Source organism: Streptomyces sp. 147326 (assembly GCF_045000215.1).
Lineage (GTDB): Bacteria > Actinomycetota > Actinomycetes > Streptomycetales > Streptomycetaceae > Streptomyces.
The window spans coordinates 5036797-5062787 of sequence record NZ_CP134201.1 but is presented as its reverse complement, the minus strand read 5'-3'; the positions used below and the strand labels follow the sequence as shown (position 1 = coordinate 5062787).

27 protein-coding genes are annotated in these 25991 nt (G+C 73.5%); 10 read left to right on the top strand and 17 right to left on the bottom strand.

The window, feature by feature from the left end; translation table 11 throughout:
- Positions 1–65 precede the first annotated feature (65 nt).
- Entirely contained in the window at positions 66–2462 is a 2397-nt protein-coding gene (locus RIU97_RS23265; RefSeq protein WP_404959516.1) for a PQQ-binding-like beta-propeller repeat protein, read from the bottom strand.
- A gap of 368 nt (positions 2463–2830) precedes the next feature.
- Positions 2831–3622: a VOC family protein gene (locus RIU97_RS23260; protein ID WP_404959515.1), complete on the bottom strand. Its 792-nt coding sequence runs from the start codon at positions 3620–3622 to the stop codon at positions 2831–2833.
- Positions 3623–3907: 285 nt separating this feature from the next.
- On the opposite strand from RIU97_RS23260, the gene RIU97_RS23255 reads away from it, so the two are divergent.
- Positions 3908–4555 carry a TetR family transcriptional regulator gene (locus RIU97_RS23255; protein WP_362811166.1) on the top strand — a complete coding sequence of 216 codons (648 nt, stop codon included), beginning with the start codon at positions 3908–3910 and terminating at the stop codon, positions 4553–4555.
- A gap of 65 nt (positions 4556–4620) precedes the next feature.
- Here RIU97_RS23255 and RIU97_RS23250 read toward each other — a convergent pair whose 3' ends face one another.
- On the bottom strand, positions 4621–5103 hold the full coding sequence (locus RIU97_RS23250) for a nitroreductase family deazaflavin-dependent oxidoreductase (protein ID WP_404959514.1): 483 nt from the start codon (positions 5101–5103) through the stop codon (positions 4621–4623).
- Positions 5103–6365, bottom strand: coding sequence for an acyl-CoA dehydrogenase family protein (locus tag RIU97_RS23245; protein ID WP_404959513.1), 1263 nt, complete (start codon positions 6363–6365; stop codon positions 5103–5105). Before RIU97_RS23245 ends, RIU97_RS23250 begins: the two co-directional genes overlap by 1 nt.
- Before the next feature lie 172 nt (positions 6366–6537).
- Between RIU97_RS23245 and RIU97_RS23240 the strand changes: the two genes are divergently transcribed.
- The gene (locus RIU97_RS23240; protein WP_404959512.1) at positions 6538–7731 is read left to right on the top strand and encodes a thiolase C-terminal domain-containing protein; all 1194 of its coding nucleotides are present in this window, start codon (positions 6538–6540) and stop codon (positions 7729–7731) included.
- Between the two features lie 57 nt (positions 7732–7788).
- Here RIU97_RS23240 and RIU97_RS23235 read toward each other — a convergent pair whose 3' ends face one another.
- Positions 7789–7995 (bottom strand): DUF4287 domain-containing protein, encoded by a 207-nt coding sequence (locus RIU97_RS23235; protein ID WP_404959511.1) that lies wholly within the window; start codon positions 7993–7995, stop codon positions 7789–7791.
- 181 nt (positions 7996–8176) lie between these two features.
- Complete coding sequence (locus RIU97_RS23230) at positions 8177–8416, bottom strand: hypothetical protein (RefSeq protein WP_404959510.1); 240 nt, start codon at positions 8414–8416, stop codon at positions 8177–8179.
- A gap of 154 nt (positions 8417–8570) precedes the next feature.
- On the opposite strand from RIU97_RS23230, the gene RIU97_RS23225 reads away from it, so the two are divergent.
- Positions 8571–9287 (top strand): pyridoxal 5'-phosphate synthase, encoded by a 717-nt coding sequence (locus tag RIU97_RS23225; RefSeq protein WP_404959509.1) that lies wholly within the window; start codon positions 8571–8573, stop codon positions 9285–9287.
- Here the strand turns inward: RIU97_RS23225 and RIU97_RS23220 are convergent.
- The 3 genes from RIU97_RS23220 to RIU97_RS23210 all read right to left on the bottom strand — a co-directional run bounded on the left by RIU97_RS23220 (position 9212) and on the right by RIU97_RS23210 (position 11006).
- On the bottom strand, positions 9212–9703 hold the full coding sequence (locus RIU97_RS23220) for a Zn-ribbon domain-containing OB-fold protein (protein WP_404959508.1): 492 nt from the start codon (positions 9701–9703) through the stop codon (positions 9212–9214). The two genes, RIU97_RS23225 and RIU97_RS23220, sit on opposite strands and share 76 nt — an antisense overlap.
- The gene (locus RIU97_RS23215; protein WP_404959507.1) at positions 9700–10152 is read right to left on the bottom strand and encodes a DoxX family protein; all 453 of its coding nucleotides are present in this window, start codon (positions 10150–10152) and stop codon (positions 9700–9702) included. The genes RIU97_RS23220 and RIU97_RS23215 overlap by 4 nt, the downstream gene beginning before the upstream one ends.
- 83 nt (positions 10153–10235) lie before the next feature.
- The gene (locus RIU97_RS23210) at positions 10236–11006 is read right to left on the bottom strand and encodes a maleate cis-trans isomerase (RefSeq protein WP_404959506.1); all 771 of its coding nucleotides are present in this window, start codon (positions 11004–11006) and stop codon (positions 10236–10238) included.
- Between the two features lie 147 nt (positions 11007–11153).
- On the opposite strand from RIU97_RS23210, the gene RIU97_RS23205 reads away from it, so the two are divergent.
- The 3 genes from RIU97_RS23205 to RIU97_RS23195 all read left to right on the top strand — a co-directional run bounded on the left by RIU97_RS23205 (position 11154) and on the right by RIU97_RS23195 (position 15900).
- A complete protein-coding gene (locus RIU97_RS23205) occupies positions 11154–12344 on the top strand; it encodes a flavin-containing monooxygenase (RefSeq protein ID WP_404959505.1) in 1191 nt (396 codons plus the stop codon).
- 390 nt (positions 12345–12734) lie between these two features.
- Positions 12735–14969 carry an acetate--CoA ligase family protein gene (locus tag RIU97_RS23200; RefSeq protein ID WP_404959504.1) on the top strand — a complete coding sequence of 745 codons (2235 nt, stop codon included), beginning with the start codon at positions 12735–12737 and terminating at the stop codon, positions 14967–14969.
- A 127-nt stretch (positions 14970–15096) separates the two neighbouring features.
- The gene (locus RIU97_RS23195) at positions 15097–15900 is read left to right on the top strand and encodes an enoyl-CoA hydratase/isomerase family protein (RefSeq protein WP_404959503.1); all 804 of its coding nucleotides are present in this window, start codon (positions 15097–15099) and stop codon (positions 15898–15900) included.
- Position 15901: 1 nt separating this feature from the next.
- Here RIU97_RS23195 and RIU97_RS23190 read toward each other — a convergent pair whose 3' ends face one another.
- Entirely contained in the window at positions 15902–16693 is a 792-nt protein-coding gene (locus tag RIU97_RS23190; protein ID WP_404959502.1) for a VOC family protein, read from the bottom strand.
- Positions 16694–16842: 149 nt separating this feature from the next.
- Positions 16843–17109 carry a hypothetical protein gene (locus RIU97_RS23185; protein ID WP_404959501.1) on the bottom strand — a complete coding sequence of 89 codons (267 nt, stop codon included), beginning with the start codon at positions 17107–17109 and terminating at the stop codon, positions 16843–16845.
- Between the two features lie 373 nt (positions 17110–17482).
- Between RIU97_RS23185 and RIU97_RS23180 the strand changes: the two genes are divergently transcribed.
- Entirely contained in the window at positions 17483–18100 is a 618-nt protein-coding gene (locus tag RIU97_RS23180) for a flavin reductase family protein (protein ID WP_404962908.1), read from the top strand.
- On the opposite strand, the gene RIU97_RS23175 is transcribed toward RIU97_RS23180, so the two are convergent.
- The 4 genes from RIU97_RS23175 to RIU97_RS23160 form a co-directional block, all read right to left on the bottom strand.
- On the bottom strand, positions 18090–18422 hold the full coding sequence (locus RIU97_RS23175) for a hypothetical protein (RefSeq protein WP_404959500.1): 333 nt from the start codon (positions 18420–18422) through the stop codon (positions 18090–18092). The genes RIU97_RS23180 and RIU97_RS23175 overlap by 11 nt on opposite strands.
- A 102-nt stretch (positions 18423–18524) precedes the next feature.
- A complete protein-coding gene (locus tag RIU97_RS23170) occupies positions 18525–19592 on the bottom strand; it encodes a Zn-dependent alcohol dehydrogenase (protein WP_404959499.1) in 1068 nt (355 codons plus the stop codon).
- Positions 19589–20800, bottom strand: a complete 1212-nt coding sequence (locus tag RIU97_RS23165; protein WP_404959498.1) for an acyl-CoA dehydrogenase family protein — start codon at positions 20798–20800, stop codon at positions 19589–19591. The genes RIU97_RS23170 and RIU97_RS23165 overlap by 4 nt, the downstream gene beginning before the upstream one ends.
- A 16-nt stretch (positions 20801–20816) precedes the next feature.
- A complete protein-coding gene (locus RIU97_RS23160; RefSeq protein WP_404959497.1) occupies positions 20817–21728 on the bottom strand; it encodes an SDR family oxidoreductase in 912 nt (303 codons plus the stop codon).
- A gap of 108 nt (positions 21729–21836) precedes the next feature.
- On the opposite strand from RIU97_RS23160, the gene RIU97_RS23155 reads away from it, so the two are divergent.
- The 3 genes from RIU97_RS23155 to RIU97_RS23145 all read left to right on the top strand — a co-directional run bounded on the left by RIU97_RS23155 (position 21837) and on the right by RIU97_RS23145 (position 24148).
- Complete coding sequence (locus RIU97_RS23155) at positions 21837–22763, top strand: cyclase family protein (RefSeq protein ID WP_404959496.1); 927 nt, start codon at positions 21837–21839, stop codon at positions 22761–22763.
- Positions 22764–22909: 146 nt separating this feature from the next.
- Positions 22910–23596 (top strand): hypothetical protein, encoded by a 687-nt coding sequence (locus RIU97_RS23150; RefSeq protein ID WP_404959495.1) that lies wholly within the window; start codon positions 22910–22912, stop codon positions 23594–23596.
- Positions 23597–23695: 99 nt separating this feature from the next.
- Entirely contained in the window at positions 23696–24148 is a 453-nt protein-coding gene (locus tag RIU97_RS23145; protein ID WP_404959494.1) for a hypothetical protein, read from the top strand.
- Positions 24149–24301: 153 nt separating this feature from the next.
- On the opposite strand, the gene RIU97_RS23140 is transcribed toward RIU97_RS23145, so the two are convergent.
- Together RIU97_RS23140 and RIU97_RS23135 are read right to left on the bottom strand one after the other, a co-directional pair.
- Entirely contained in the window at positions 24302–24766 is a 465-nt protein-coding gene (locus RIU97_RS23140) for an ATP-binding protein (protein ID WP_404959493.1), read from the bottom strand.
- Positions 24767–25090: 324 nt separating this feature from the next.
- A complete protein-coding gene (locus RIU97_RS23135) occupies positions 25091–25990 on the bottom strand; it encodes an acyl-CoA dehydrogenase family protein (protein WP_404959492.1) in 900 nt (299 codons plus the stop codon).
- Position 25991 lies beyond the last annotated feature (1 nt).

The following is a 25991-nucleotide window of genomic DNA, read 5'->3' as shown; positions in this document are numbered from 1 at the left end:
GTCCATCCTGTCACTCCCGGTGCGGTGCGCTACCCGGCGGGGCCGGAGCCCCGCCTCCGGGCAGGTCAACCGCTCGTACGGGTGCCCGTGCCCTTCGCCGCGTCCAGGGCGTACACGCAGCGGTCCTTGCTGCACGCGTACACCACGCCCGCCTCCGCCACCGGCGCGCCCGTGATCTCGCCGCCCGTGGCCAGCTTCCAGCGGAGCTGGCCACCCGCCGCGTCCAGGGTGTAGAGGCAGTGGTCGGCCGAGCCGAAGTGCACCCGGCCGTCCGCGACCGCCGGCAGGCCGGTGATCTCGCCGCCCGCCGCGAAGCGCCACTTCGGCGTGCCGGTGACCGCGTCGAGCGTGTAGAGCGCGCTGCCCGCGCCCAGGTGCACGTTGCCGTTCGCGACCAGCACCGGGTCCGAGGACTGGCGGGCCTCGGTCGCGATCCGCCAGCGGTCGTGCCCGGTGGCCGCGTCGAGGGCGTAGACGGTGCCCAGGTAGTCCGCGAGGTAGACCCCGCCGCCGGTGACGGCCGCGCCCGGCGCGAAGGCGGGGGCGGCCAGGAAGACCGCGGGGGCCTCGAAGTGCCAGCGGACCCGGCCCGAGGCCCGGTCCACGGAGAGCACCCGGGTGCCGGCCGCGATGTACACGTTGCCGTCGGGGGCGGGGGTGACCCGCACGGGCACGTTCCCGCAGGAGGCCGCGTCGCCGACCGGGTACGACCAGGACTCGCGGCCGCTGCGGGCGTCGAGCGCGCGCAGCCGGGCGTCCTGCCACACGTAGACGGTGCCGTCGTGGAGGACGGGGGCCGCCTCCGGGGTCTCGAAGTCGCTCTGCGCGCCGGTCAGCTCCCACAGCTTCTGGCCGTTGGAGGCCTCCCAGCCCTGTACGCCGCCGCCGCGCGTGGCGGTGACGACCGTGCCGCGGTCGGCGCGCAGCGCGTACACCCAGGCGTCGGCGGACAGCCGCCACCGCTCGGAGCCGTCGGAGGCGTCGAGCGCGTAGAGGGAGGGGCCGTCGGAGGCGTGGATCCGGCCGTCGGAGACCGCCATGGACCAGGCGACGTCGCGGGTCTTGAACTGGCGGCGGCCGCTCGCCACGTCCAGCGCGTGGACCTCGAACGAGGTGACGTAGAGCAGGTTGCCGGCGACGGCCGGGGTGCCCCAGACCTCGTTCGACATGCGGAAGCGCCACGGGCGCCAGCGGCCGCTGTCCGGGGCCGGGCTCGGGCTCGGTACCGCCACGGCGGACGGGGTGACGGCCGCCGCTCCGCCGGGCGGGCGGACCCAGCCGGTCGCCGAGTCGGCGGCGGAGGCGTGCGCGGCCGGGGCCGCGGCGGTCGCGCGCGGACCGGGCCCGATCGGCACCGGCGAGCCGCCCAGGCGCACCGGCTCGCCCGAGGGCGCCGGGGACATCGGCGGGTGGTGCGGGCGCTGCGGTACGGCCTGCCCGGTACGCGGGTCCACCCACGGGTCGGCGCCGCCGCGCGGGCGGCGGTGCGTGGCGGCCCCGGAGGCCGGGCCGCCGGAGCCGGCGTCCCGGCCGGGGCCGGGGGCGGGAACCGCGGCCGCGGGCGTACGGTTGCCCGCCCGCCGGGCCTCGATCATCGCGACGGCCCGCGCGGGCAGCCACGCCGAGGCGGTGCCGCTGTCGTCGCCGCCGTCGAACAGGTGCGGGGCGAGCTGCGCCTGCAGGTCGGCCGGGGTCGGCCGCTGCGTGGCGTCCATCTGCATGCAGGAGTCGATCAGCGGCCGCAGCTCCTCGGGGAGCCCGTCCAGGTTGGGCCCCTCGCGCAGCAGCATGAAGACCGTCTCCACCGGGTTCGCCCCGTGGAACGGCGGGTGCCCGGTGGCGGCGAAGACGAGGGTGGAGCCGAGCGAGAAGACGTCGCTGGCGCCCTTGACGCTGCGGGAGTCCTTCGCCTGCTCGGGCGACATGTAGGCGGGGGTGCCCACGGCGACGTTCGTCATGGTCAGGCGGGTGTTGGAGACCCCGCTGGCGATGCCGAAGTCGATCACGCGCGGGCCGTCCTCGACGACGAGCACGTTGGACGGCTTCAGGTCGCGGTGGACCAGGCCCGCGCCGTGGATGGACTGCAGGGCCTCGGCGATGCCGGCCGCGAGCCACCGTACGGCCTGGGCGGGCATCGGCCCGCACTCGTTGACGATCTCCTCCAGGGAGGGCGCCGGGACGTACGCGGTGGCCAGCCACGGCACGGCGGCGCGCGGGTCGGCGTCGACCACGGCCGCGGTGTAGAAGCCGGACACGGCACGGGCCGCTTCCACCTCGCGGGTGAAGCGCACCCGGAACAGCTGGTCCTCGGCGAGTTCGGTCCGCACCGTCTTGATCGCGACCCGCCGTCCGGACGCGGACCGCGCGAGATAGACCAGCCCCATGCCGCCGGCGCCGAGCCGTCCCAGCACCTCGAAGGGGCCGATCCGTCTCGGGTCGTGCTGCGTCAGCTGCTCCACCACTCGCCTCCACACCTCCCCGTACGGGCCCTCGCCGGGCCCGCTCCCACCGGCACGGGGCCCTGGGCCCCGTGCAGCGTCTCACTCCGGGCGCCGCCCGGGTCGCGCAACCCCGATTCTGTCAGGCCCGGGCCGGGTCCGGCCCCGGCACGTCGAGCAGGGCGGTGTGATCTGCCCGGCGAAACCGTCCGCGGGGCCGGTCGGCTGCGCCGCTCGTGCGGGGCCGGGGGCTGTGGGCGGGGCGGGGCCGGGCGCGCGCCGGGCCGTCTCCTCGGGCGCCGAACGTGGCGGGGGGTCGGAGGGCCGAGGGGATTGCGTTCGGCGCCCTGCGGGGAGCGCCCCGGCACACACCCGTCCCCGGCGGAACACACCTAGGCCGCCTTGGTGCGGGGTTCCGAGAGCAGCCCGAAGACGGCCCCCTGATTGTCGGCGACGACCGCGATCCGCCCGTAGGGGGTGTCGAAGGGATCGGCGGTGACCCGGCCGCCGAGCCGCTGCGCCGTGGCCACGGACTGGTCGCAGTCCGGTACGGCGAAGTAGACGAGGAAGTGCGCGGGCATGATCTCCGGGAAGGCGTCGGTGATCAGGCTGCGCCCGAGGACGGCGCTGCCCGTGCCGGGCGCGCTGCCGGGCGGGGACCAGATGCGGTACTCGACGCCGGCGTCGTCCTGGTCCTGCGGGACGTAGCCGAAGACCTTGGCGTAGAAGACGTCGACGGCGTCGCGGGCCCGCGTGTAGACCTCGGTCCAGCAGTACGTGTACGGCTCCTGCTGGGCCTCGAAGCCGTGGTGGGTGCCTGGCTGCCACAGGCCGAAGACGGCCCCGCCGGGGTCGGCGGCCATCGCGGCGGTGCCGTACGGGCCCACCGGCATCGGGTCCATCACCATCTGGCCGCCCGCGGCGCGGATGCGCTGGGCGCAGGCGTAGGCGTCGGTGGTGTAGAGGTAGACGCCCCAGACGGTGGGCATCCGGCCGTCCGGTTTGGGGGCGAGGGCGGCCACGTTGCGGCCGCGGCTGTAGGCCTGCGTGTAGTGGCCGTACTCGGCTCCCGCGCTGTCCGCGAAGGTCCACCCGAACAGCTCGCCGTAGAAGCGCTTGCCCGCCTCGACGTCCGGAAGCGAGGCGTCCACCCAGCAGGGTGCGCCTTCCACGAATGCGGCCATGGGCCCGGTTCCTTCCGTTGTGCGGGGGTGTGTACCCTCTCACCTCTCTCAGCCATGATCCGCCCGAAAACTTGTCCACAGCCTGTTGATAAGACTATTCGGGGGAAACCTTGCGGAACCGGGCGACACGCCCGGCCTGCGATTACGGGGCGTACCCGGGGCGCGCCCGGCCGGAAATCCGCCTCCGCGACCCCGCGGACCGCCTCCCGCCCAGGCCAGGGACCCCGTAACCCCATTTGCAGGCGGCCGAATAGCGCGCCGATCACCCCTCGGTAAGCTGACGGCATGACAGGACAAGTACGCACCGTCGACGGGCGTGTCGCCGGCCGGCGCGGCCAGGCGACGCGGCAGAAGCTGCTCGACTGCCTCAGCGAGATGCTCAGCTCCTCGCCGTACCGCGACGTCAAAGTGATCGACGTCGCCCGCAAGGCCGGTACCTCCCCCGCGACCTTCTACCAGTACTTCCCGGACGTCGAGGGCGCCGTCCTGGAGATCGCCGAGCAGATGGCCACCGAGGGCGCGCAGTTGACGTCGCTCGTCGAGGGCCGGACCTGGGTCGGCAAGTCCGGTTGGTCCGCCGCCGAGGAACTCGTCGAAGGCTTCCTCGAGTTCTGGCGCCGCAACGACGCGATCCTGCGGGTCGTCGACCTCGGTGCGGCCGAGGGCGACAAGCGCTTCTACAAGATCCGCATGAAGATCCTGAACTCGGTCACCAACTCCCTGACGGAGTCGATGAAGGAGCTCCAGGCCAAGGGCAAGGTCGACAAGGACGTGAGTCCCGCGGCGATGGCCGGTTCGCTGGTCGCGATGCTGGCCGCGGTCGCCTCGCACCAGAAGGGCTTCCAGACCTGGGGCGTCAAGCAGGCCGAGCTCAAGCCGAACCTGGCGCTGCTCGTCCACCTCGGCATCACGGGCAAGAAGCCCACCAAGTAACGGCGGATCCCTTCGGGGTCCGCCGCCTTGGGCGGCTCCGGGCCGGCGTGTACGACCGCCTGAGATCAGCGACGCTCCAGGCGGAACAACCGGATCTCGCGCTCGATGCGCGCCTGGTACGTCGCGTACGGCGGCCAGAACCTCAGCACCGCCTGCCATACCGCAGCGCGTTCCTCCCCCGCCAGCAGCCGGGCCCGCACCGGGATGTTCCGGCCTTGCCAACTCACGTCCGCGTCCGGGTGCTTGAGCAGATTCCCGGTCCATGCCGGGTGCCCGGGCCGGCCGAAGTTGGAGCCGATCAGGACCCAGCTCGTGCCGCCGTTCTCCGGCATGCAGGCGAGCGGGGTGGTGCGCGGCTCGCCCGTCTTGGCGCCCCTGGCGGTGAGGATCACGCCCGGCAGCATCTGGGCGCTGAGCATGACCTTGCCACGGGTGAGCTTGTGCACCGCCTTGTCCAGGGCGGGGATGAAGTGCGGTGCGATCTTGGCGAAGAGCAGGGTCGAGGAGACCTTCTGCATCAGCTTGACGCCGGGAGCCACGCGAGCCATCAGACGGCCACCTTCTCTTGGGCGGGCGGGACATGGGGCGCGGCCGCGGCCGTCGTGGACGTGACCGCCGTGGGCGCGGCGGGGGCCACGGCCGGGGCCGGGGCGGCGAACAGGCCCGCGCGGTCCGCGGCGTGCGCCCGCAGCCGGTGGACCGGGCCGAAGAGCAGCTCGTCGGCCGCCGCCCGCTTGAAGTAGAGGTGCGCGTCGTGTTCCCAGGTGAAGCCGATGCCGCCGTGCAGCTGGATCGCCTCGCCGGCGGTCAGCCGCAGGGCTTCGAGCGCCTGGGCGAGGGCGAGGCCGCCCTGGTCCGGGTCCCAGGCGGCGTAGCAGGCCGCCGAGCGGGCCGCCTGCACCTGTACGTAGAGATCGGCGAGCCGGTGCTTGACGGCCTGGAAGGAGCCGATCGCCCGGCCGAACTGCTCGCGCTGGCGTACGTACTCCACGGTGCGGGCGAGCGCCTGCCCGGCCGCGCCGGCCGCCTCGGCGGCGAGCACGGCGGCGGCGGTGCGCCCGGTGGCGGCGAGGGCGCCCGGCACGTCGCCCTCTTCGTCGCCGAGCAACTCGGCGGGTACGTCGCGCAGTTGGATCCTGGCCTGCGGGCGGGTCTCGTCCAGTACGGCCTGCCGGGACCGTACGAGGCCGGGCGCGTCCTCCCGCACGAGGAACAGCAGCGTACGGCTGCGGGCGAAGCCCCCGGCGTGCGCGGCGACCAGCAGCAGCGGGGCACTGTGCCCGTCGAGCACCTGGGCGGCCTCCCCGTAGAGCCGCCAGCCGCCCGCCGCGTCGGCGCGGGCCTGCACCCCGCCCGCGCGGCCGCCGCCGGACCACTGCCCGGCGCCGTCCTCGCCGGTCAGCGCGAGCGCCGTGGCCAGCGCCGGGCCCGGGACGGCGAGGGCGGCGGTCAGTCCGCCCGCCGCCAGCGGCGGGAGCAGCGCGGAGCGCTGGGCGTCGGTGCCGAGGGCGGTGATCAGGGGCGCGCAGAGCACGGCGGTGGCCAGCAGCGGCGAGGGCAGCAGCGCCCGCCCGGTCTCCTCGCAGGCCAGGGCCAGGTCGGCGGGGGCGCAGCCGACGCCGCCGTACTCCTCGGCGATGGCGAGGCCGGGCAGCCCGAGCCGCTCGGCAAGCTGCTGCCACAGCTCCCGGTCGTATCCGGCGGCGGTGCGGACGGCCGCCTTGACCTCGTCGGGGCCGCAGCGTTTGCCCAGGATCTCGCGCAGGGTACGGCGCATCTCTGCCTGCTCCGCGGTGAAGGCGGCATCCATCGTCTGGCTCCTCCTGGGGGCACCTCCCGGCGGCGGCCGGGGGCTGATCTGACGGGCCGTCATGTTAGGCCCGGCGGCGGCAGATGCACAGGGGGCGGCGAGGGCGGGTTGCGGGCGGGGCGGGGCCCGGACCCCTAGCATCTGACGATACGTCAGATGTACCGTCCTTCCCATGCCTGGACTCACACCTGGAACCGTGTCCCGCGCCCGCCGGAGGGTCGCGGTCGTCGGCGTCGCCCTCTCCGACTGCGGCCGGGTGGACGGCCCCACCCCCTACGCCCTGCACGCGCAGGCCGCCCGGCGCGCCCTGGCCGACTCCGGCCTGGACCGCTCCGTCATCGACGGCCTCGCCTCGGCCGGCCTCGGCACGCTCGCGCCGGTCGAGGTGGCCGAGTACCTCGGCCTGCGCCCCGCCTGGGTCGACTCCACCTCCGTGGGCGGCTCGACCTGGGAGGTCATGGCCGCGCACGCGGCGGACGCCATCGCCGCGGGACACGCCAACGCCGTCCTGCTGGTCTACGGTTCCACGGCGCGGGCCGACATCAAGGCCCGCCGGCGCACCTCGAACCTCTCCTTCGGGGCCCGTGGACCGCTCCAGTTCGAGGTCCCGTACGGGCACACGCTGATCTCCAAGTACGCGATGGCCGCCCGCCGGCACATGCACGAGTACGGGACCACGCTCGAGCAGCTCGCCGCGGTGGCCGTACAGGCCCGGGCGAACGCGGCGACCAACCCGGACGCGATGTTCCGGGACCCGGTCACGGTGGACGAGGTCCTGTCCTCCGACATGATCGCGGACCCCTTCACGAAGCTGCACTGCTGCATCCGCTCGGACGGCGGCTGCGCCGTGCTGCTGGCGGCGGAGGAGTACGTACCGGACACCGCGAAGGCTCCGGTCTGGGTCCTCGGCGCGGGCACCTCCGTCTCCCACACCACCATGTCGGAGTGGGAGGACTTCACCGTGTCCCCGGCGGCCGTCTCGGGCCGCATCGCCTTCGAGCGGGCCGGCCTCACCCCGGCGGACGTGGACCTCGCGGAGATCTACGACGCCTTCACGTACATGACCCTGGTGACCCTGGAGGACCTCGGCTTCTGCGCGAAGGGCGAGGGCGGGGCCTTCGTGGAGAAGGGCCGCCTGCTGCGCGACGGGGAACTCCCGGTCAACACCGACGGCGGCGGCCTCTCGGCCTGCCACCCCGGCATGCGCGGCCTGTTCCTGCTGGTCGAGGCGGTCCGCCAGCTCCGCGGCGAGGCGGGCCCGGGCCAGGTCACCAAAGGCGGCGGCCGCCTACCGGAGATCGCCCTGGCCTCGGGCACGGGCGGCTGGTTCTGCTCCTCGGGCACGGTCCTGCTGGGCCGGGGGTAGGGGCGGGACCCCGGCCCCCGGGCGGCGGCGCCTCCTGGCGCGGGCGGGGCCGGCGGGCTACTCGCCCTCGGCGAGGGTATGGGCGACGAGGGCGTTGGCGTGGCCGTGGCCCAAGCCGTGTTCGGTCTTGAGCCAGGTGACGAGCTCCATGTGCCTGGTCAGCGGCGAGGACCTGATGAGGTCCTTCCACTCGGCGATCGGCCGGCCGTGCTTCTTCTCGATCGAGGGGAAGTAGCTGGCGGGGCCCTTCACGGTCTCGGCCATGGTGTCCGTCTCCTTCGTCTCGGTGCCGTTGCAGGTATGACCGCGACCGGACGCCGAACGCATCGGTCCTGCGGAGAATTTCCGAAATCCCGTGGCGACGTCCGCGCCTACCAGTCCACCTGGTTCAACGGACGTCCGTCCCGGTCCAGTTCGACCTCGTGGTGCCGGTGATCGTAGTCGGTCAGGCGGATGCGGTCCGGGCCGGTCCAGTCGGCCCGGAGGACGCCCTTCGGCCAGCTGACTCCTCGTATTCCGGGGACGGGAAGGGGTCACCGGCCAGTGCGTACACCGGGGTGGCCGGTACGCCGAAGACGGCCGCGACCACGAGGGCGCCGACGGTCGCCTTGCGGACCTCGGGGCGGCGGGAGGAGAGCAGGACCCCCGCCGTCAGGGAGAGGGCGGCGAGGGCGGCGAGAAGCACGGGGGGGGTCGAGGTCGGCTAGGACGGCCAGGCCGCCCGGGTGGTCGTACAGCGGGGCGATGACCGGGGTCCCCGCCAGGGCCGGCGCGAGAGTGACGAGGCCGCGTGCGACACCTCGGTGAACGTCCATGGAGCGGCACCCTAGCCTGGGGGCATGACCAGCGAGATCAGCGAGATCGGCACTGACGGCACCGACGACTTCCACGCCACCCTGCACTCCCTGCGCGTGTGGGACTCCCCGCTTCCCGGCTTCGACACCGGGGCCGCGCCCGCCGAGCCGCTCCCGCTGTTCAGGGAGTGGTTCGTGCACGCCGCCCGGGCGGGGCAGTTGGAGCCGCACACGATGAGCCTGGCGACGGTGGACGGCGCGGGGCGGCCCGACGTGCGGACGCTGGTGCTGCACGACGCCGACGCGCGGGGCTGGCACTTCGCCTCGCACGTCACCAGCGCCAAGGGTGTGCAGCTGGCCGCGCGGCCGGAGGCGGCGCTCGGGTTCTACTGGCCGACGGTGGCCCGGCAGATCCGGATCCGGGGCCGGGTCACCGCCTGCGGGCCCGAGGAGAGCCGCGCGGACCTGGCGGTCCGCTCGCGCGGGGCGCTCGCCGCCGCGCTCACCGGGCGTCAGAGCGAGGTGCTGGAGTCGGCCGAGGACCTGGTCCGGGCCTCCGAGCAGGCCTGGGAACGGGCCGGGGCCGAGCCGGACGCACCCGCTCCGACCTGGACGCGGTACGTACTGGACGCCGACGAGGTGGAGTTCTTCCAGGGCGACCCCACCCGCCGCCACACCCGCCTGCGCTACCGCCGCACCATCGACCCCGGCACCGCCGCCGACACCGGGGGCTCCTGGGTCCGCGAGCTGCTCTGGCCCTGATCCGGCCGGAAGACCGCCACCCACACCCCTTCCGCCGCCTCGCGGAAGGTGACCGTCAGGGCCATGCCGATGCGCAGGTCCGCCGCCTCGCAGGACACCACCTCGGTCATCATCCGCGGGCCTTCCGCCAGGTCGACCACCGCCGCCGTGTACGGGACGCGCGTGCCGAAGGGCGGGAGGTCGTTTCGGTGGATCACCGACCAGGTGTAGAGGGTCGCCCGGCCGCTCGCCGGCTCCCACGTCACGCGGTCCTCACCGGCCCAGCAGTACGGGCAGAACTCGCGCGGGTAGTGGTGCGCCCGCCCGCAGTCCCCGCAGCGGCGCAGCAGGAGCCGGCCTTGCGCCGCCGCGTCCCAGTAGGTGCGGGTGAAGTCGTCGCTCTCCGGGAGGTCGTAGCGCGCCGTGCCGCCGCTCACAGGAAGAGTCCGATCGCCGCGTCGAGGGACCAGGTCTGCCAGGACACGGCGAAGAGCGCGACGAGCGAGATGAGCGCCATCATCGCGTTCTGGCCCTGCTCGGCCCAGTCGTGGATCATCAGCACCAGGTAGAGCAGGTTCAGCAGCAGCCCGCCTACCAGGGCGACCGGGGTCAGGAAGCCGAGGACCAGGCCCAGCCCGAGCGCGAGTTCCGCGTAGACGACGATGTACGCCATCGCCTTCGGGCGCGGCGCGACGACCAGTTCGAAGCCGCCCTTGACGAAGGTCCAGCGGTGCTTGTTCGCGACGTCGGCGGCCCACGCGATGCCCGTGCCGCGTTCGAACCAGCCCTTCTTGTCCTTGTGCCGCCAGCTCTCCAGCCACCACAGGCCGAGGCCTATCCGGAGCACGGCGAGCCATTCGGCCCCACTGAGCCAGATGGTCTGCATCGGCAGCCCCCACCCCTCTCATCACTGATCTGACGGTACGTCAGTTCAGCGGATGCGGGGCGATCCCGCAAGGCCCCGGCCGGCTACGGGTCGGCGAAGAGCCTCCCGTACCCCGTGACCCCGTCGGTGGCGGCGCCCGCCGCGCGCAGGGCGGCCCACAACAGGACCTGGTTCGCGGTGAGGACGGGACGGCCGAGGGCCGCCTCCAGCGCCTCGATCACGCCGACCGCGCGGAAGCCGTTGCCGCCGACGACCACCGCCTCCGCCTCGTCCGGGGCGAAGGACACCACCCGGTCCAGCAGGGCTTCGGGCCGGATGCGGCTCTGGTCGCTGGGCAGGTCGCACGGGGCCGCGCGCACCACCGCGAAGCCGGCGTCCTCGTAGTAGGCCCGGCCCAGATCGTTCAGGGCGGTGTCGAACCACGGCGGATCCACCAGGCAGATCCGGCCGGCGCCCAGGATCCGCAGCGCCTCGGCCGTCGCGGCGCACGGGGCGACGACCGGCAGCCCGTGGGCGCGCGCCGAGAGGCGGGCCAGCATCCGCGCCTCGCCGCGCGCCCCGATCGCGTACGCGGAGCTGGTGAAGGCGAAGCCGATCGCCGCCACCGGCGCGGCCGCCAGCAGCTCGGCGGCCTCGTCCACGTACGGCGGCTCGGCGAAGGCCCGTACCGGGGCCAGCGGGATGGTCGGATCCATCGCACCTCCGCGGCCCATCGCGCCGAACGGCACCCGGGCGGCGTGCAGGCCCACGTCCGCCGGGGCCATGGCGCGCAGTTCCGACTCGGGTCCGACATCGGCGTGCGGGGTGAGGACACCCAGGCGGACGCGCACGTCCCAGCCGTCGGGTCGCCACATCGGTCACTCCAGCCTCTCCGGAAGCGGGAACCTCACCCTGCCACCGGGGAGGACGCACGGCCCGCCGCCCCGCCCGTGACCGATCCGCAATCGATTCCCTCCTTGTCCGAGACCCATCAACTCAGCGTGGCGATACGATCACACCTCATGCCTGGAGTCCCCGCAACACCCGACATGACCACCCAGCCCCGCCCCGTGTACGTCATCGGAGCCGGCCCCGGCGGCCTCGCCGTGGCCGCCGCGCTCCGCGCCCGCGGGGTCCGCGCGGTGGTCGTCGAGAAGTCCGACGCGGTCGGTTCGTCCTGGCGCCGGCACTACGACCGGCTGCGCCTGCACACCACGCGCCGGCTCTCCGCCCTCCCGGGCCTGCCGATGCCGCGCCGCTTCGGGCGCTGGGTCTCCCGTGACAACGTCGTGCGCTACCTGGAGAAGTACGCCGAGTTCCACGAGCTGGAGCTCGTGACCGGCGTCGAGGTGACCCGGATCGAGCCCGCCCCCGAGGGGGAGGACGGCTGGACCCTGCACGCCAGCGGCGGCCGGGTGCTGACCGCCGCGGCCGTCGTCGTCGCCACCGGGTACAACCACACGCCGGCGGTCCCCGACTGGCCGGGCCTGGACACGTACGGCGGCCGGCTGCTGCACGCCGCCGACTACCGCAACCCGCAGCCCTACGCCGGCCAGGACGTCCTCGTCGTCGGCGTCGGCAACACCGGCGCCGAGATCGCCGTCGACCTCGTCGAGGGCGGGGCCGCGCGGGTGCGGCTCGCCGTGCGCACGGCCCCGCACATCATGCGCCGCTCCACCGCCGGCTGGCCGGCCCAGCGCAGCGGGATCCTCGTCCGGCGGCTGCCGGTGAAGCTGGTGGACGGCCTGGGCCGGCTCGTCACCAGGGCCTCGGTCCCGGACCTGTCGGCGTACGGGCTTCCGCGCCCCGCCACCGGCCTCTACAGCCGGGTGAAGGAGGGGGCGATCCCGCTCCAGGACGTCGGCCTGGTCGACGCGGTGCGCCGCGGCGCGGTGGAGCCGGTGGCCGCCGTGAAGGCCTTCGACGGCGCCGAGGTGGTGCTCGCGGACGGCTCGCGGATCACCCCGGACGCGGTGATCGCGGCCACCGGCTACCGCCGCGCCCTGGAGGAACTGGTCGGCGGCCTCGGGGTGCTCGACGAGCGGGGGCGGCCCCGAACGCACGGCGCCCGCACCTCGCAGCAGGCCCGCGGGCTGTACTTCACCGGCTTCACCAATCCCATCAGCGGGATGTTCCGGGAGATGGCCATGGACGCGGAGAAGATCGCCAAGGCCGTGGCCCGGCAGGCGCGCCGCCAGGCGTCGTCCCGGTAGGGCCGGCCGCCGGAGCCGGCTGCCCTCGCCGCCTCCCGCACCGAGTCCCTCACCGGGGCGGGACGCCCCGCCCCCGAGGCCCTGACCGGCGGCTACCACCTGGCCTTCGCGGTCGGGGCGGCCCTCCTCGCCGCGGCCCCGGCCGTCGCCTTCACGGTCCTGCGCCGCCCGCAGGACGCCCCGGGGGAGGCGACCGCCGAGCAGGACGCCGTTGGCCGAACCGCGCTCTGGACCGACCCCGCGGGGATCTGACACCGTTCACCACATCACCTCCACCAGCTTTCCTGCGCAGCCCTGTTCCTGACGGCACGTCAGTTCAGTAATCTGACTACACGTCAGTTATTGAGTTCCAGTTCCATCAAGGTTCATCGAGCAGGAGCGGGCGGAACGATGCTTGGATCTACTCACGGCACCCTCACCACCGACTTCCGCGCACGTGTCGAGGCCTGCGGGGAGACCCCAAGGACGGCCGTCCACTCATCGGCGGCCCCCTCCGCCGACGACGCGGTCGCCGTGGACGTCAGCGGCCGGCCGCTGCACGCCGACGTGCCCGACCTCGACCGGTTCTTCCGGCCCGAGTCGGTGGCCGTCATCGGCGCCTCCGATGCCGAGGGCAGACCGAACACCGGCATCACCCGCCAGCTGATCGCCTGGGCGGAGCGCGTCGGCGCCCGGATCCACCCCGTGCACCCCACCCGCCCCACCGTCTTCGGGCTGACCTGCCACGCCTCCGTGGCCGACCTGCCCGAACAGGTGGACCTCGCCGTCCTCCTCGTCGCCCACCCGCTCCCCGTCATCGAGGAACTGGCCGAGACCAAGGTGAAGTTCGCCGTGGCCTTCGCCTCCGGCTTCGCCGAGACCGGCGACGCGGGCGCCGCCGCCCAGGACCGGCTCGGCGCCGCCGTCCAGCGCTCCGGCCTGCGCCTCCTCGGACCCAACACCAACCTCAACGCCTTCGAGGAGTTCCGCGACGACCTCGACGGCCCGGCCATCGCCCTGATCACCCAGTCCGGCCACCAGGGCCGGCCCGTCTACACCCTCCAGGAACTCGGCATCCGGCTCTCCCACTGGGCGCCGACCGGCAACGAGGCCGACCTGGAGACCTCCGACTTCATCTCCTACTTCGCCGAGCAGCCCGAGGTGGGAGCCATCGCCTGCTACGTCGAGGGCCTCAAGGACGGCCGCTCCTTCCTCCTCGCCGCCGACCGGGCCGCACGCAACGGCGTCCCCGTCGTCGCCGTCAAGGTCGGCCGCACCGAGACCGGCGCCCGCATGGCCGCCTCCCACACCGGCAAGCTGACCGGCGCCGACACCGTCGTGGACGCCGCCATGCGCCAGTTCGGCGTGATCCGCGTCGACGGCCTGGACGAACTCCAGGACACCGCCGCGCTGCTCGCCCGCGCCCGCAAGCCGAAGGCCGACGGCGTCGTCGTCTACTCCATCTCCGGCGGCACCGGGGCGCACTTCTCCGACCTGGCCACCGAGGCGGGCCTGACCCTGCCCACCCTCTCGCAGGCCAAGCAGGACGAGCTCCACCAGTGGATCCCGGAGTACCTGAACGTCGCCAACCCCGTCGACAACGGCGGCCACCCGGTCGGCGACTGGCGCGGCCGGAAGATCATCGACGCGATCCTCGCCGACCCGGCGGTGGGCGTGCTGATCTGTCCCATCACCGGCCCCTTCCCCCCGATGAGCGACAAGCTCGCCCAGGACCTGGTCGACGCGGCCGAGGCCTCGGACAAGCTCATCTGCGCGATCTGGGGCTCCCCGGTCGGCACCGAGGACGCCTACCGCACCACCCTCCTCGGCTCCTCCCGCGTGGCCACCTTCCGTACCTTCGGCAACTGCATCACCGCCGTCCGCGCCTACCTCGGCCACCACCGCTTCACCGCCGGCTACCGCTCCCCCTTCGAGGACGCACCGCGCACGCCCTCGCCCTCGTACCGCAAGGCGCAGGCCCTCATGCGGCCCGGCCAGCAGCTCAGCGAGCACGCGGCGAAGCAGCTCCTGCGCGCCTACGGGATACGGGTCCCCCGGGAGCAGCTGGTGACGAGCGCGGCGGCGGCCGTCCGGGCGGCCGGCCTGGTCGGCTACCCGGTGGTGATGAAGGCCTCGGGCCCGCAGCTGGGCCACAAGACGGAACTCGGCCTGGTGAAGATCGGCCTGACCTCGGCGAGCCAGATCCGCGACGCGTACCGGGAACTGACCGACATCGCACGCTACGAGAACGTGCCGCTCGACGGGATCCTGGTCTGCCAGATGGTGGAGCGGGGGGTGGAGATGGTCGTCGGCGTCACCCAGGACGACCTCTTCGGCCCGACGGTCACGGTGGGGCTCGGCGGGGTCCTGGTCGAGGTCCTCCACGACGCGGCGGTCCGCGTCCCGCCCTTCGGCGAGGACCAGGCCCGCGCGATGCTCACGGAACTGCGGGGGCACGCGCTGCTGGAGGGCGTACGGGGGGCGCCGCCGGCCGATGTGGACGCCCTGGTGGAGGTCGTGCTGCGGATCCAGCGGATGGCGCTGGAACTCGGCGACGAGCTGTCCGAGTTGGACATCAACCCCCTGATGGTCCTCCCCCGCGGTCAGGGGGCCGTGGCCTTGGACGCCCTCGCCATCTGCCGCTGACGGCCGTCTCCCGGGGCTCCGCCCCAGACCCCGCGCCTCAATCGCCGGCGAGGCTCAAAGATCGGGGCGGAGCCCCCGCAGCGGCTCCGCGCCCCGCCACTTCGCCCACCCCGAACGGGAGTTCACCATGACCGGCATCACGGAGGACGAAGTCCTCCACCGCGTCGACAACGGCGTCGCCTGGATCACCCTCAACCGCCCCGAGGCGATGAACGCCGTCACCTGGGACCAGCGCGAGCGCGTCATCGCGCTGCTCGCCGACGCCTCCGCCGACCCCGCCGTCCGCGCCGTCGTCCTCACCGCCACCGGCAAGGGCTTCTGCGCGGGCGCGGACCTCCGCGGCGGCGGCGCCCCCGCCGGCGAGAGGGTCGCCGGCGACGTGGCCCGCATGATCCGCCTCGGCGCGCAGCGCCTGATCACCGCGGTGCTGGACTGCGAGAAGCCGGTCCTCGCCGCCGTCAACGGCACGGCCGCCGGCATCGGCGCCCACCTGGCCCTCGCCTGCGACCTCGTCATCGCCGCCGAACCGGCTCGTTTCATCGAGGTGTTCGTCCGCCGCGGCCTGGTCCCCGACGGCGGCGGCGCGTATCTGCTGCCCCGTCTCGTCGGCCCGCAGAAGGCCAAGGAGCTGATGTTCTTCGGCGACGCCCTCCCGGCGGCCGACGCCGAGCGCCTCGGCCTGGTCAACACGGTGGTTCCGGCCGAGGAGCTGGAGGAGACGGCCCGCGCGTGGGCCGAACGGCTCGCGCAGGGCCCCACCCGTGCCCTCGCCCTGACGAAGCAGCTGGTCAACGCCTCCCTGGACGGTGACCGGGCAGCCGCCCTGGCCGCCGAGGCCACCGCTCAGGAGATCAACATGACCACGGCCGACGCGAACGAGGGCGTGGCGAGCTTCGTGGAGCGCCGCACGCCCAAGTACCTGGGCCGGTGAGCTACATCTGGGGGTTCGGCTTGAGCAGCGCGAACACCGCGCCGAAGGGGTCCGCCAGCCACGCGAGCCGCCCGACGTCCGGTACGTCCGCCGCCGGCATGAGCACCGACCCGCCGCTCTTCTCCGCCTTCGCGATGGTGCCGTCCACGTCCGCCACGTGGAAGTACGGCACCCAGCGCGCCTTCTCCTCCTCGCCGCCCGCGCCCTCGCCCAGCGGCGCCACCCCGCCGAAGGAGGCGTCCTCCTGGTCCCCGTCGGCGGTGCTCAGGACGCGGTACGTCATCCCGGGCACGTCCATCTCGGCGTACCGCCACCCGAACAGGTCGGCGTAGAAGCCGATGGCCGCGACCGGGTCCGCCACGTGGAGCTCCGCCCACACCAGCGTGTTCTCGGCGGAGGCCACCTCGAACCCGGCGGTGTTCCCGGGCTGCCAGCAGGCGAACTCGGCGCCCTGCGGGTCGGTGAAGTGCGCGAGCCGGCCCTCCCCCATGACGTCCCCGGGCTCCATCCGGACCGTGCCGCCGCCGTCGCGGACGGCCGCGGCGGTGGCCTCGATGTCGGGGGTCATGAAGTGGTGCATCCAGGCGGACGTCGCCCCCTCCTCGGTGAGCGGCCCGAGCGCGGCGACGGTCTTCCCGTCCACCTGGAAGAAGCCGTAGCCGCCCGCTTCGGGCCCGGCGGAGGCGAAGTCCCAGCCGAAGACGTTTCCGTAGAAGGCGGCGGCCGCCTTCGTGTCGGGGCTGCCGAGGTCGAGCCAGTTGGGTGATCCGGTGCTGAAGTCGGTGCCGAGCATGGGGGTCCTCCCGGGAGTACGGCGGCGGTACGAGGTCGCTGCCACGATGCCGAGCCTTCACCCCCGCCCCGGCGTACGGACCCACGGAAGCGGCACGGTTCACCCGTGTGGGGGAAAGGGGGACCGGTGCCTCGCCGCATGCCCCCGCTTCAGCTCCGGACCCGCTCCAGCGCCGGCAGGAACTGGTCGTAGAAGCTCACCTTGAGCCGCAGCGAGCTCTGCTCCGTCTTCTTGAAGCAGTCGGCGGTTCCCTCGCCGTCGCCGATCAACTGCCGCAGCCGGTTGCCCAGCCGGTCGGAGTGGCTGGTGGCCAGCAGGTTCACGGTCTCCAGCGAGTGCTTCTTGGCATCGTGATGGTGGTGCGGGTAGTAGAAGCGCGAGCGGTTCTCGCCGTCGCGCACCAGCAGGGGCTCCATGCGCTCGTGCCCCCGGGGGCCATCCTGTCGAGCCACCCGAGGACGTCGGCGAGCAGGACCCCGATGCCCGCGGCTGCCATCGCACCCAGTGAGATCCGTTCGGCCCGGTAGCGAAAACCGTTGCCCATGACCACCCCAGCCCCCGACGTCGTTGTCGTTGGCCAAGACCATACACACGGGCCTCCTCACCCCACTCGTTGCCCCATGTCGCCTTCCTCACAAGGGAGTTCAGGCCATTGGCCGGATCACGGAAGGCCGCTGGAGCCCGGCGCGAAGGCCCGAGGTCAGCGCGATCCGTCAACGCGCCCGCGCCCACCCCTTCCTATCTGACGAACCGTCAGCTTCAATCGTCGGTGTGATGGGACATGCAGGGATGGCGGCCACCGTCGTCCGATACCTCAGGTCAGTCGGCGCCCCCACCTCCGCCGCGACGGAGCGGGAACCCGAGCCCGTCGACGCCCTGCCGCGCCCCGACCTGCGGGCCGTCGGCGAGGACGAGCGCGCACCGGTCAGTCCCGCCGAGTTCCGGGCCGTGCTCGGGAACTTCGCCAGCGGGGTCACCGTCATCACCGCGCCGCCCGGCGAGGACGAGGACGGGCCGGCCGGCTTCGCCTGCCAGTCCTTCGCCTCGCTGTCCCTCGACCCGCCCCTGGTGACCTTCATGGTGGCCCGTACGTCGACCACCTGGCCGCGGATCGCCCGCGCCGGGGTGTTCTGCGTCAACATCCTCGGAGCCGAGCAGGGCGAACTGTGCCGGTCCTTCGCCGTCAGCGGCGCGGACAAGTTCGCCGGGGTGAGCCACACCCCCGCCCCCGTCACCGGATCACCGCAGCTCGACGCCGTGCCCGCCTGGATCGACTGCCGGATCCAGGCCGTGCACACCGGCGGGGACCACCTCATCGTCGTCGGCCGCGTCGTGGCCATGGGCGCGGCCGGCGAGGGCGAGCCGCTCCTCTTCCACAAGGGCCGCTTCGGCCGCTTCAGCGACTGACCCGCCCACGGCGACGCCCCAGCAGCCGGGACTGCTCGGCCTTCAGCCGGGCGAACCGGTCCCGCGTGTACTCGCGCATCTCGCGGCCCGGGAACGGAATCCGCGACAGGTGTTCCTCGTGGTCGCCCGCCGCCCACCGCGCGGCGGTGATCTCGTAGCCCGAGACGTGCGCGCAGAGCGTGAGCAGCACCTGCGGCATCTCCTCCTCGATCAGCAGGTCGCCCTTGCGGACCACCACGTCCCGCATGGCCTGGATGTTGGGGATGAAGACGGTCGTCGCCCACGTGCGCCACTGGGCGAGCTCCTCGTCGGTGGGCGGCACCTCGTGGTCGAAGGGGTCGCGGCCGTCCGGGCGGGCGTAGCGCTGCGGACGGCTGGGGCGGTCGGGAGGAGCCCCGGCCGTCCCCGGCAGTGGCGCCCGCGGTCAGAAGGTGAGCACCCCGCGCGCCACCCGCCCGTGGTGGGCGTCGTCGACGGCCTTGGCGAAGTCCTCCACCGGGTAGACCTCCGTCACCAGCTCGTCCAGCAGCAGGCTGCCCTGCCGGTAGAGCTCGGCGTACAGCGCGATGTCGCGCTGCGGGCGCGAGGACCCGTACCGGCAGCCCATGATCGTCTTGTCCAGGTACATGGAGGAGGCGAGGAAGGACGCTTCCTCCGTGAATCCGGGCACGCCGAGCAGGATCGCCTGACCGTGCCGGTCGAGGAGGTCCACGGCCTGGCGGATCAGCTTGACGTTGCCCACGCACTCGAAGGCGTGGTCGGCGCCGGTCGGCAGGATCTCGCGCACCGCCGCCGAGGAGTCGGCCACGGCGGAGGCGTCGATGAAGTGCGTGGCCCCGAACTGCCGGGCCACCGCCTCCTTGGCCGGGTTCGCGTCCACGGCGACGATCGTCGTGGCCCCCGCTATCCGGGCCCCCTGGAGCACGTTCAGCCCGATGCCGCCGGTGCCGATGACGACCACCGACTCGCCGCGGTCGACGCGGGCCCGGTTCAGCACCGCGCCCACCCCCGTGAGGACCCCGCAGCCGATGAGCGCCGCCGAGGTCAGCGGGATGTCGGCGGGGATCTTCACGGCCTGGACGGCCTTGACGATCGTGCGCTCCGCGAAGGCGGAGTTGGAAGCGAACTGGAACAGCGGCTTCCCGCCCCGCGAGAACGGCTGCCCCGGCATCCCGATCGCCTTGCGGCACATCGTCGGCCGGCCCCGGTCGCAGTCGGCGCACGCCCCGCAGTTGGCCAGGGTGGACAGCGACACGTGATCGCCCGGCGCCACGTGGGTGACCCCCGCGCCCACGGCCTCCACGATGCCCGCGCCCTCGTGCCCCAGTACCACCGGCGGCGGGAACGGAATCGTCCCGTCGATGACCGACAGGTCGCTGTGGCACAGCCCGGCCGCCCCGATCGCGACGAGCACCTCCCCCGGCCCCGGGTCCCGGATCTCCAGGTCGTCGACCACCTGGGCCTGCTTGCCGTCGAACACGACGCCTCTCACCTGGACTCCTTAGGCAGGCCGAGCACGCGCTCGGCGATGATGTTCCGCTGGATCTCGTCCGAGCCGCCGTAGATGGTGTCGGCACGGGTGAACAGGAAGAGCCGCTGTTCCTCGTCGAGTCCGAGCTCGTACGGGAGCCCGGGCGCCCAGGCCGCCGGACCGGCGGTGGCCGCCGCGCCGCGCACCTCCACCGCCAGCTCCCCGAGCCGCCGGTGCCAGCCGCCCCACAGCAGTTTGGCCACGCTGGGCGCGCCCGCGTCGTCGGTGGCGCCGCCGAGCGTGCGCAGGGCGTTCCACCGCATCGTGCGCAGCTCGGCCCACTGCCGCACGAGCCGGTCCCGCAGGACGGGATCCCCCGTGCCCGGAGCCGCCCGCGCCGCGTACGCCGCCAGCACCCGCTCCAGTTCCGCCGCGAAGCCGATCTGCTGCACCAGCGTCGAGACCCCGCGTTCCAGGGCGAGCAGGCCCATGGCCACGGTCCAGCCGTCGCCCTCCCCGCCGACGACCTCCGCCGCCACCGCCCCGTCGAAGAAGACCTCGTTGAACTCGGATGTCCCCGACATCTGCCGGATCGGCCGGACCTCGACGCGGCCCGGCTGGTCCATCCGTACGAGCAGGAAGGACAGCCCCCGGTGGCGCCGGGACCCGGGCTCGGTGCGGGCCAGGACGAAGCACCAGTCGGCGTCCCGGGCCAGGGAGGTCCAGATCTTCTGCCCGGTGACCCGGTACAGCCCGTCGGCCGGGTCCCGCAGCGCGGCCGTACGGATCCCCGCGAGGTCGGAGCCGGCCCCCGGCTCGCTGTAGCCCTGGCACCACAGCTCCTCGCCCCTGGCGATCCCGGGCAGGAAGCGGTCCCGCTGCTCCCGGCTGCCGTACGCGATCAGCGTGGGCGCGAGGAGGTTCTCCCCGATGTGGCCGACCCGGCCGGGCGCGCGCAGCGCCGCGTACTCCTCGGCCCACACCACCTGGCCGGTCAGCGAGAGCCGCCGCTGCCCGTACGCCCCGGCCGGGACCTCCCAGCCCTGCCCGATCCAGCCGCCGCTGCCCAGCTCGCGCTCCCACGCGCGCCGGGCCTCGACCCCCTCGTGTTCGCTGCCCGGCCCGCCGAGGCCGACGGCCTGCGCGTACGGGCCCACGAGGTGCTCCGTCAGCCACGCCCGGGCGTGCCCGCGCAGCTCCTCGTCCTCGGCCCCGAAGCTGAAGTCCATCCTGCTCAGGCCCCCCCTATGCGTTGGGACGGTCCTTGGCGGCCGCCGCCTTGGCCATGGCCTCAAGCTGCGCCAGCATCGGCATCGGGTCGGTGCCCACCGTCCCGGGCAGGAAGTCGGCGATCTTCTCCGGGGTCCAGGAGCCCTCGGCGTACCCGGCGCGCAGCTCGCGCGGCTGCGCCCAGACGGCGATCTTCGGGCCGGCGATCGTGTAGACCTGCCCGGTGATGTCCTCGGCCCTGGCGCGGTCGCTGAGCAGGTAGGTGACCAGCGCGGCCACGTCCTCCGGCTCCCCGATCTCCTTGAGCTCCATGGGAACGTTCGCCGACATGCGCGTACGGGCCACGGGTGCGACGGCGTTGGCGGTGACCCCGTACTTGGCGAGGCCCAGTGCCGCGGACCGGACGAGGGAGATGATCCCGCCCTTGGCCGCGCTGTAGTTGGCCTGGGCCACGGATCCCTGGTGGTTGCCGCTGGTGAAGCCGATCAGGGTGCCCGAGCCCTGCCTGCGCATGACGGCGGAGGCGGCGCGGAAGACGGTGAAGGTGCCCTTGAGGTGGGTGGCGACCACCGGGTCCCACTCCTCCTCGGACATGTTGAACAGCATCCGCTCGCGCAGGATGCCGGCCACGCACACGACGCCGTCGATGCTGCCGAACTGCGTGAGCGCGGTGTCCACGATGCGCTGGCCGCCCGCCATGGTGGAGATGTCGTCGGCGACGGCGACGGCCTCGCCGCCGGCGGCCCGGATCTCCTTCACCACGCCGTCGGCGATCTCGCTGGTCGGTTCGCCGCCCTCGATCCCGACGCCGTAGTCGTTGACGACGACCTTGGCGCCCTCGGCGGCCGCGGCGAGTGCCACGGCCCGCCCGATGCCCCGGCCGGCGCCGGTGACGGCGACGACCTTGCCTGCCAAGAAGTTCCCCACGTCCGGCCCCTTCCCGCGTTTTCTGACGGACCGTTAGATTCTATGGGTAGTCAGATGCACCTGCACAAGCCCTCGTTGCCGTATCCACGCAAGGAGCTGTCGACGCCCATGACCCTGCCCGCCGCCTTCCACGACATCGCCAAGCGCGTCAACAACTGGGGACGATGGGGCGCCGACGACGAGATCGGCACCCTGAACCTGATCACGGACGAGGTCGTCCGGGCCGCCGCGGCGGAGATCCGCAGCGGCCGCCGCGTCCCCCTCGCCCTCCCCCTCAAGGAGGACGGGGTGCAGGTCGGCATGATCCCGGGCCGGATCAACCCGCTGCACACGATGGTGCAGATCAACCAGGAGATCTTCGGCCCTGGCACGGTGGCGTGCAGCGACGACGCCGTGAGCATGGGCCTCCAGGCGGGCACCCACTGGGACGCCCTCACCCACGTCTCGCACTCGGGGAAGATCTACAACGGCCGCCCGGCCGGCACCATCACGGCGCACGGCCGCGCCGAGTACAGCGGCATCGACAAGGCCGGCCCCGTCGTCTCGCGCGGGGTCCTCCTGGACGTGGCCCGGGCGAAGGGCCTGGACCGGCTGGAGGGGGGCCACGCGGTGACCCCGGAAGACCTGGCGGAGGCCGAGGAGTTCGGCGGGATCACGGTCCGCCCGGGCGACATCGTCCTGGTCCGCACCGGCCAGATCCAGGTCTACCTGGCGGGCGACAGACACGGCTACGGCTTCCCCTCGCCCGGCCTCTCGGTCCGTACCCCGGAGTGGTTCCACGCCCGCGACGTGGCGGCCGTCGCGAACGACACCCTCACCTTCGAGATCTTCCCGCCGGAGATCGACGACCTGTGGCTGCCGGTCCACGCCCTAGACCTGGTCGAGATGGGCATGCACCAGGGCCAGAACTGGGATCTCGAAAAGTTGTCCACAGCCTGTGCAGAAGAGAACCGGTACTCCTTCTTCCTCTCCGCCATGCCGGAACCCTTCGTCGGCGGCACGGGTACTCCCGTGGCCCCCGTGGCCATCCTCTGACCAGCAGGGAAGCGCCGAGGCCGGAGGGGGCCGCACTGCGGCGACGTGGGTGTCCGACCCTCGTGGAACCATGAGGTGTTCATGACGCGTCACCGTTCGCGCGTCACCCCCCGTCCCCACCACCCTTCCCTGCAGGAGAAGCCCGCATGGCCAACCCGTACCAGGTACCGCCGCCGCCCGCCCCCAGGCGCCGCTCGGGCGGCAACGTCGTCGCCGTCATCGTCCTCGCCGTGATCATCATCGGCGGCTACTTCACCCTGCAGTCGCTCCGCAAGGACGACGGCAAGCCCGCGGCGTCCACCTCGGCCTCCCCCTCCGCCAAGCCCACGGCCAAGGACCCCGGATCCCCCGAGTCCTCCTCCGACACCTCCAGCGCGTGGAAGGTCGGCGACTGCGGCGGCCCCGACCCGGCCAAGGCCCCCGACGGGTACAAGCGGACGGGCTGCTCCGACTCCGGTGCCTCCTTCAAGGCCATCGACATCAAGGAGGCCAGCATCCTCCCGGGCGCGATCCAGTGCCCGCCCGGCACGGACCTGATGATCGACGTGAGCATCTCCTACGGCGGCAAGTCGAGCGGCATCCCCACCAACACCGTCTGCGGCCGCAACCTGTCGGACGACCACCCCGGCGACGCGGGCGCCGGCGGCGGCCAGCTCGTCAAGGGCGACTGCGTGACCTCTCAGGCCAAGGAGGTCGCCTGCGGCGGCTCGGGCGCCCAGAAGGTCCTCGGCCTCGTCAAGACGAAGTCCGAGTGCCCCTCCGGCACCACGGACCCCATCGAGCTGACCATGGCGATCGGCCGCCCGTACGACGTGATCTGCACCGACGGCTGACCCTTCACCCCCGCCGCCCCCGCGCGACGCCGCCCACCGGCCGGCGAACCGCGGGGGCAGCCGGGCACGTGCACGACCAGGGGCGGCGGAGAGCGAGTGATGGTGGAGACCTTCAGGTTTCGGTTCATGAAGGGCGGCGCGGGACTTGCCGCCGACATCACCGCGGCAGCGTACGAGGTGGACTCCCCGCCCCCGCAGGCCCTGCGCGCGTACGGGTCCCTCCACCTTTCCCTGCCGGCGGGCGGGCTGTACTGGAAGGACGCGGCCTGGCTCGCCTTCGGGATGTCGCTGCATACGCACGAGCTGGTCGCGCGAGTGGCGGGCCGTGGTCACCTGGTTCTGGAGGTCGCCTCCCTCGCGTACCCGGGCGCCGACTACCAGTCCGAGGTCGCCGCGCTCGCGCTCGACGGCTGGATCCACCAGCACCTCCGGCTCCCTCCGTGCGGGAGTGCGGTCCGCCACGACCGGGCCGGCCGGCGGTTCACCTTCGACTGGGCCGGGGTCGACACGCCGTTCGCGGACGACCTTCCGCCGCTGCCGCAGCCGGAGTGATGCGGGTGGCGGCGGCGCGCATGCACGCCCCGAGCGCGGCACGGCAGCCGCCACCCCGCGACCCGCACTCGTCAAGGCGTGCCCTTGGCGTCCCCTCGCGTCGAATCGCTCCACACCAGGGTGATCAAGATGTGACGGAACGTCAACACCTCGTTAGAGGTACACGCGCGGTTCCCGCATGGAGGTGTGAATTTCCGCCGGCCCGTCGGAGGCGCAGTCCGACGCCGCCTTCTCCGCGCGGTCGATCTCGCACCAGATGCGTTTGCCCGCACCCTCGCGCTGCCAGCCCCAGCGGTCCGCCAGGCCGTCCACCAGCTCCAGGCCGCGCCCGCCGGTGTCGTCCCCGGCCGCCTGCCGGCGGGCCGGTGCCCGGTCGCTCGCGTCGGCCACCTCGACCCTCACCCCGGGTCCCCCGAACAGCATCCGCAGCACCGCCGGACAGCCCGTGTGCACGACCGCGTTGGTGACCAGCTCGGAGATCAGCAGGATCAGCGTCTCGGCGAGCGGCTCGTCATCCCCTATGCCCGACCCCGCCAACCGGGAACGGGCCCACCGGCGGGCCCGGCCGACCTCGGCCGGGTCCGGTCCTACCTCCAGCTGAACCTGAAGCACCTGCACCGCTCACACCATCCGAACCGGCGGACACTTCGCCTCGCGACAGGATGGGATCACCCACTGTGATCCCCTTGCGGAGCAGCATGGTTGACGTACAGTCACCACAACAAGCGCTTCGGGCATATTCCCGCGCGAAGGAGTGGGCGTGGTGCATACTGTGCGACGCTCGCGCCGCTCAACCGCTCGCATCTGTGGGAGCGTACCGGAGCAAGCCCCCGACTCCGGTCCGTAACGAGAGGGGCGAAGGACACAAACCGATATCAACTCTCTGTAATCGGACATGCGTCCCGTGGCGTTCCTCCCGTGCCCCGCAACGGCCGCGGCCGGCTACCCCGCCGAGTCCAGCAGCTCCGCCGCCAGCAGCTCCTCCGCCTCCCCCGCCGTCCGCCACTGCCCGGCCCGCACCCACGCCCGCTTCAGGTGCAGGTGCACGTCCGCCTCCCAGGTGAAGCCCATCCCGCCGTGCACCTGCAGACAGTCCCGGGCGCCGCGCACCGCCGCCTCGTCCGCCAGCAGCTTGGCAGCCGCCACCTCTCCCGGATCTCCCGTCACCGCCGCCGCGTAGACCGCCGTACGGGCCACCTCCGCCCGCACCAGCATCTGCGCGCACAGGTGCTTGACCGCCTGGAACGCCCCGATCGGCTGCCCGAACTGCTCGCGCTCGCCCGCGTACCGGACCGCCAGCTCCACCGTCCGCAGCGCGCTGCCGACCTGCAGCGCCGCCGTCAGCAGCGCTCCCGCGGAGCGGTACTCCGACACGTCCCCGGGCGCCGGCGCCACCCGGTGCAGCGGCGTCAGCGGGTCCACCGAGCGAACCGGTGAGCCGGCGGGCACCCCCGGCTCCCCCAGCACCGCGTCCGCCTCCCCCAGGTGCGCGACCAGGCCGCCCTCCAGGTCGAAGGCGGTCACCACCGCCGTCCCCGCCGCCGCCCCCGGGACCACCCCGGCCGCCAGGTGCGTGGCCACCAGCGGTCCCGGCAGCAGGGCCCGCCCGGCCTCCTCGAAGACGAGCACCGCCTCCGGCAGCCCGAGGCCGACGCCGCCGGCCGACTCGGGCAGCCGCAGGGCGAAGAAGCCCGCCTCGCCCAGCTCCCGCCACAGCCCCCGGTCCACGGCGGCGCCCGTGTCCACCGAGGCCCGCAGCGCCTCGCGCCCGTACCGCCCCGCGAGCAGTTCCCGTACCCCCGCCCGCAGGTCCCGCTGTTCCTCGGTCGGCTGGAAGTGCACG

What these genes read in the sequence shown, in the direction of transcription:
- RIU97_RS23260 (WP_404959515.1), bottom strand. Translation starts at nt 3,622, where the DNA reads ATGGCCGCATTCGTGGAAGGCGCACCCTGCTGGGTGGACGCCTCGCTT.
- RIU97_RS23255 (WP_362811166.1), top strand. Translation starts at nt 3,908, where the DNA reads ATGACAGGACAAGTACGCACCGTCGACGGGCGTGTCGCCGGCCGGCGC.
- RIU97_RS23250 (WP_404959514.1), bottom strand. Translation starts at nt 5,103, where the DNA reads ATGGCTCGCGTGGCTCCCGGCGTCAAGCTGATGCAGAAGGTCTCCTCG.
- RIU97_RS23245 (WP_404959513.1), bottom strand. Translation starts at nt 6,365, where the DNA reads ATGGATGCCGCCTTCACCGCGGAGCAGGCAGAGATGCGCCGTACCCTG.
- RIU97_RS23240 (WP_404959512.1), top strand. Translation starts at nt 6,538, where the DNA reads ATGCCTGGACTCACACCTGGAACCGTGTCCCGCGCCCGCCGGAGGGTC.
- RIU97_RS23235 (WP_404959511.1), bottom strand. Translation starts at nt 7,995, where the DNA reads ATGGCCGAGACCGTGAAGGGCCCCGCCAGCTACTTCCCCTCGATCGAG.
- RIU97_RS23225 (WP_404959509.1), top strand. Translation starts at nt 8,571, where the DNA reads ATGACCAGCGAGATCAGCGAGATCGGCACTGACGGCACCGACGACTTC.
- RIU97_RS23215 (WP_404959507.1), bottom strand. Translation starts at nt 10,152, where the DNA reads ATGCAGACCATCTGGCTCAGTGGGGCCGAATGGCTCGCCGTGCTCCGG.
- RIU97_RS23210 (WP_404959506.1), bottom strand. Translation starts at nt 11,006, where the DNA reads ATGTGGCGACCCGACGGCTGGGACGTGCGCGTCCGCCTGGGTGTCCTC.
- RIU97_RS23205 (WP_404959505.1), top strand. Translation starts at nt 11,154, where the DNA reads ATGCCTGGAGTCCCCGCAACACCCGACATGACCACCCAGCCCCGCCCC.
- RIU97_RS23200 (WP_404959504.1), top strand. Translation starts at nt 12,735, where the DNA reads ATGCTTGGATCTACTCACGGCACCCTCACCACCGACTTCCGCGCACGT.
- RIU97_RS23195 (WP_404959503.1), top strand. Translation starts at nt 15,097, where the DNA reads ATGACCGGCATCACGGAGGACGAAGTCCTCCACCGCGTCGACAACGGC.
- RIU97_RS23190 (WP_404959502.1), bottom strand. Translation starts at nt 16,693, where the DNA reads ATGCTCGGCACCGACTTCAGCACCGGATCACCCAACTGGCTCGACCTC.
- RIU97_RS23185 (WP_404959501.1), bottom strand. Translation starts at nt 17,109, where the DNA reads ATGGAGCCCCTGCTGGTGCGCGACGGCGAGAACCGCTCGCGCTTCTAC.
- RIU97_RS23180 (WP_404962908.1), top strand. Translation starts at nt 17,483, where the DNA reads ATGGCGGCCACCGTCGTCCGATACCTCAGGTCAGTCGGCGCCCCCACC.
- RIU97_RS23165 (WP_404959498.1), bottom strand. Translation starts at nt 20,800, where the DNA reads ATGGACTTCAGCTTCGGGGCCGAGGACGAGGAGCTGCGCGGGCACGCC.
- RIU97_RS23155 (WP_404959496.1), top strand. Translation starts at nt 21,837, where the DNA reads ATGACCCTGCCCGCCGCCTTCCACGACATCGCCAAGCGCGTCAACAAC.
- RIU97_RS23150 (WP_404959495.1), top strand. Translation starts at nt 22,910, where the DNA reads ATGGCCAACCCGTACCAGGTACCGCCGCCGCCCGCCCCCAGGCGCCGC.
- RIU97_RS23145 (WP_404959494.1), top strand. Translation starts at nt 23,696, where the DNA reads ATGGTGGAGACCTTCAGGTTTCGGTTCATGAAGGGCGGCGCGGGACTT.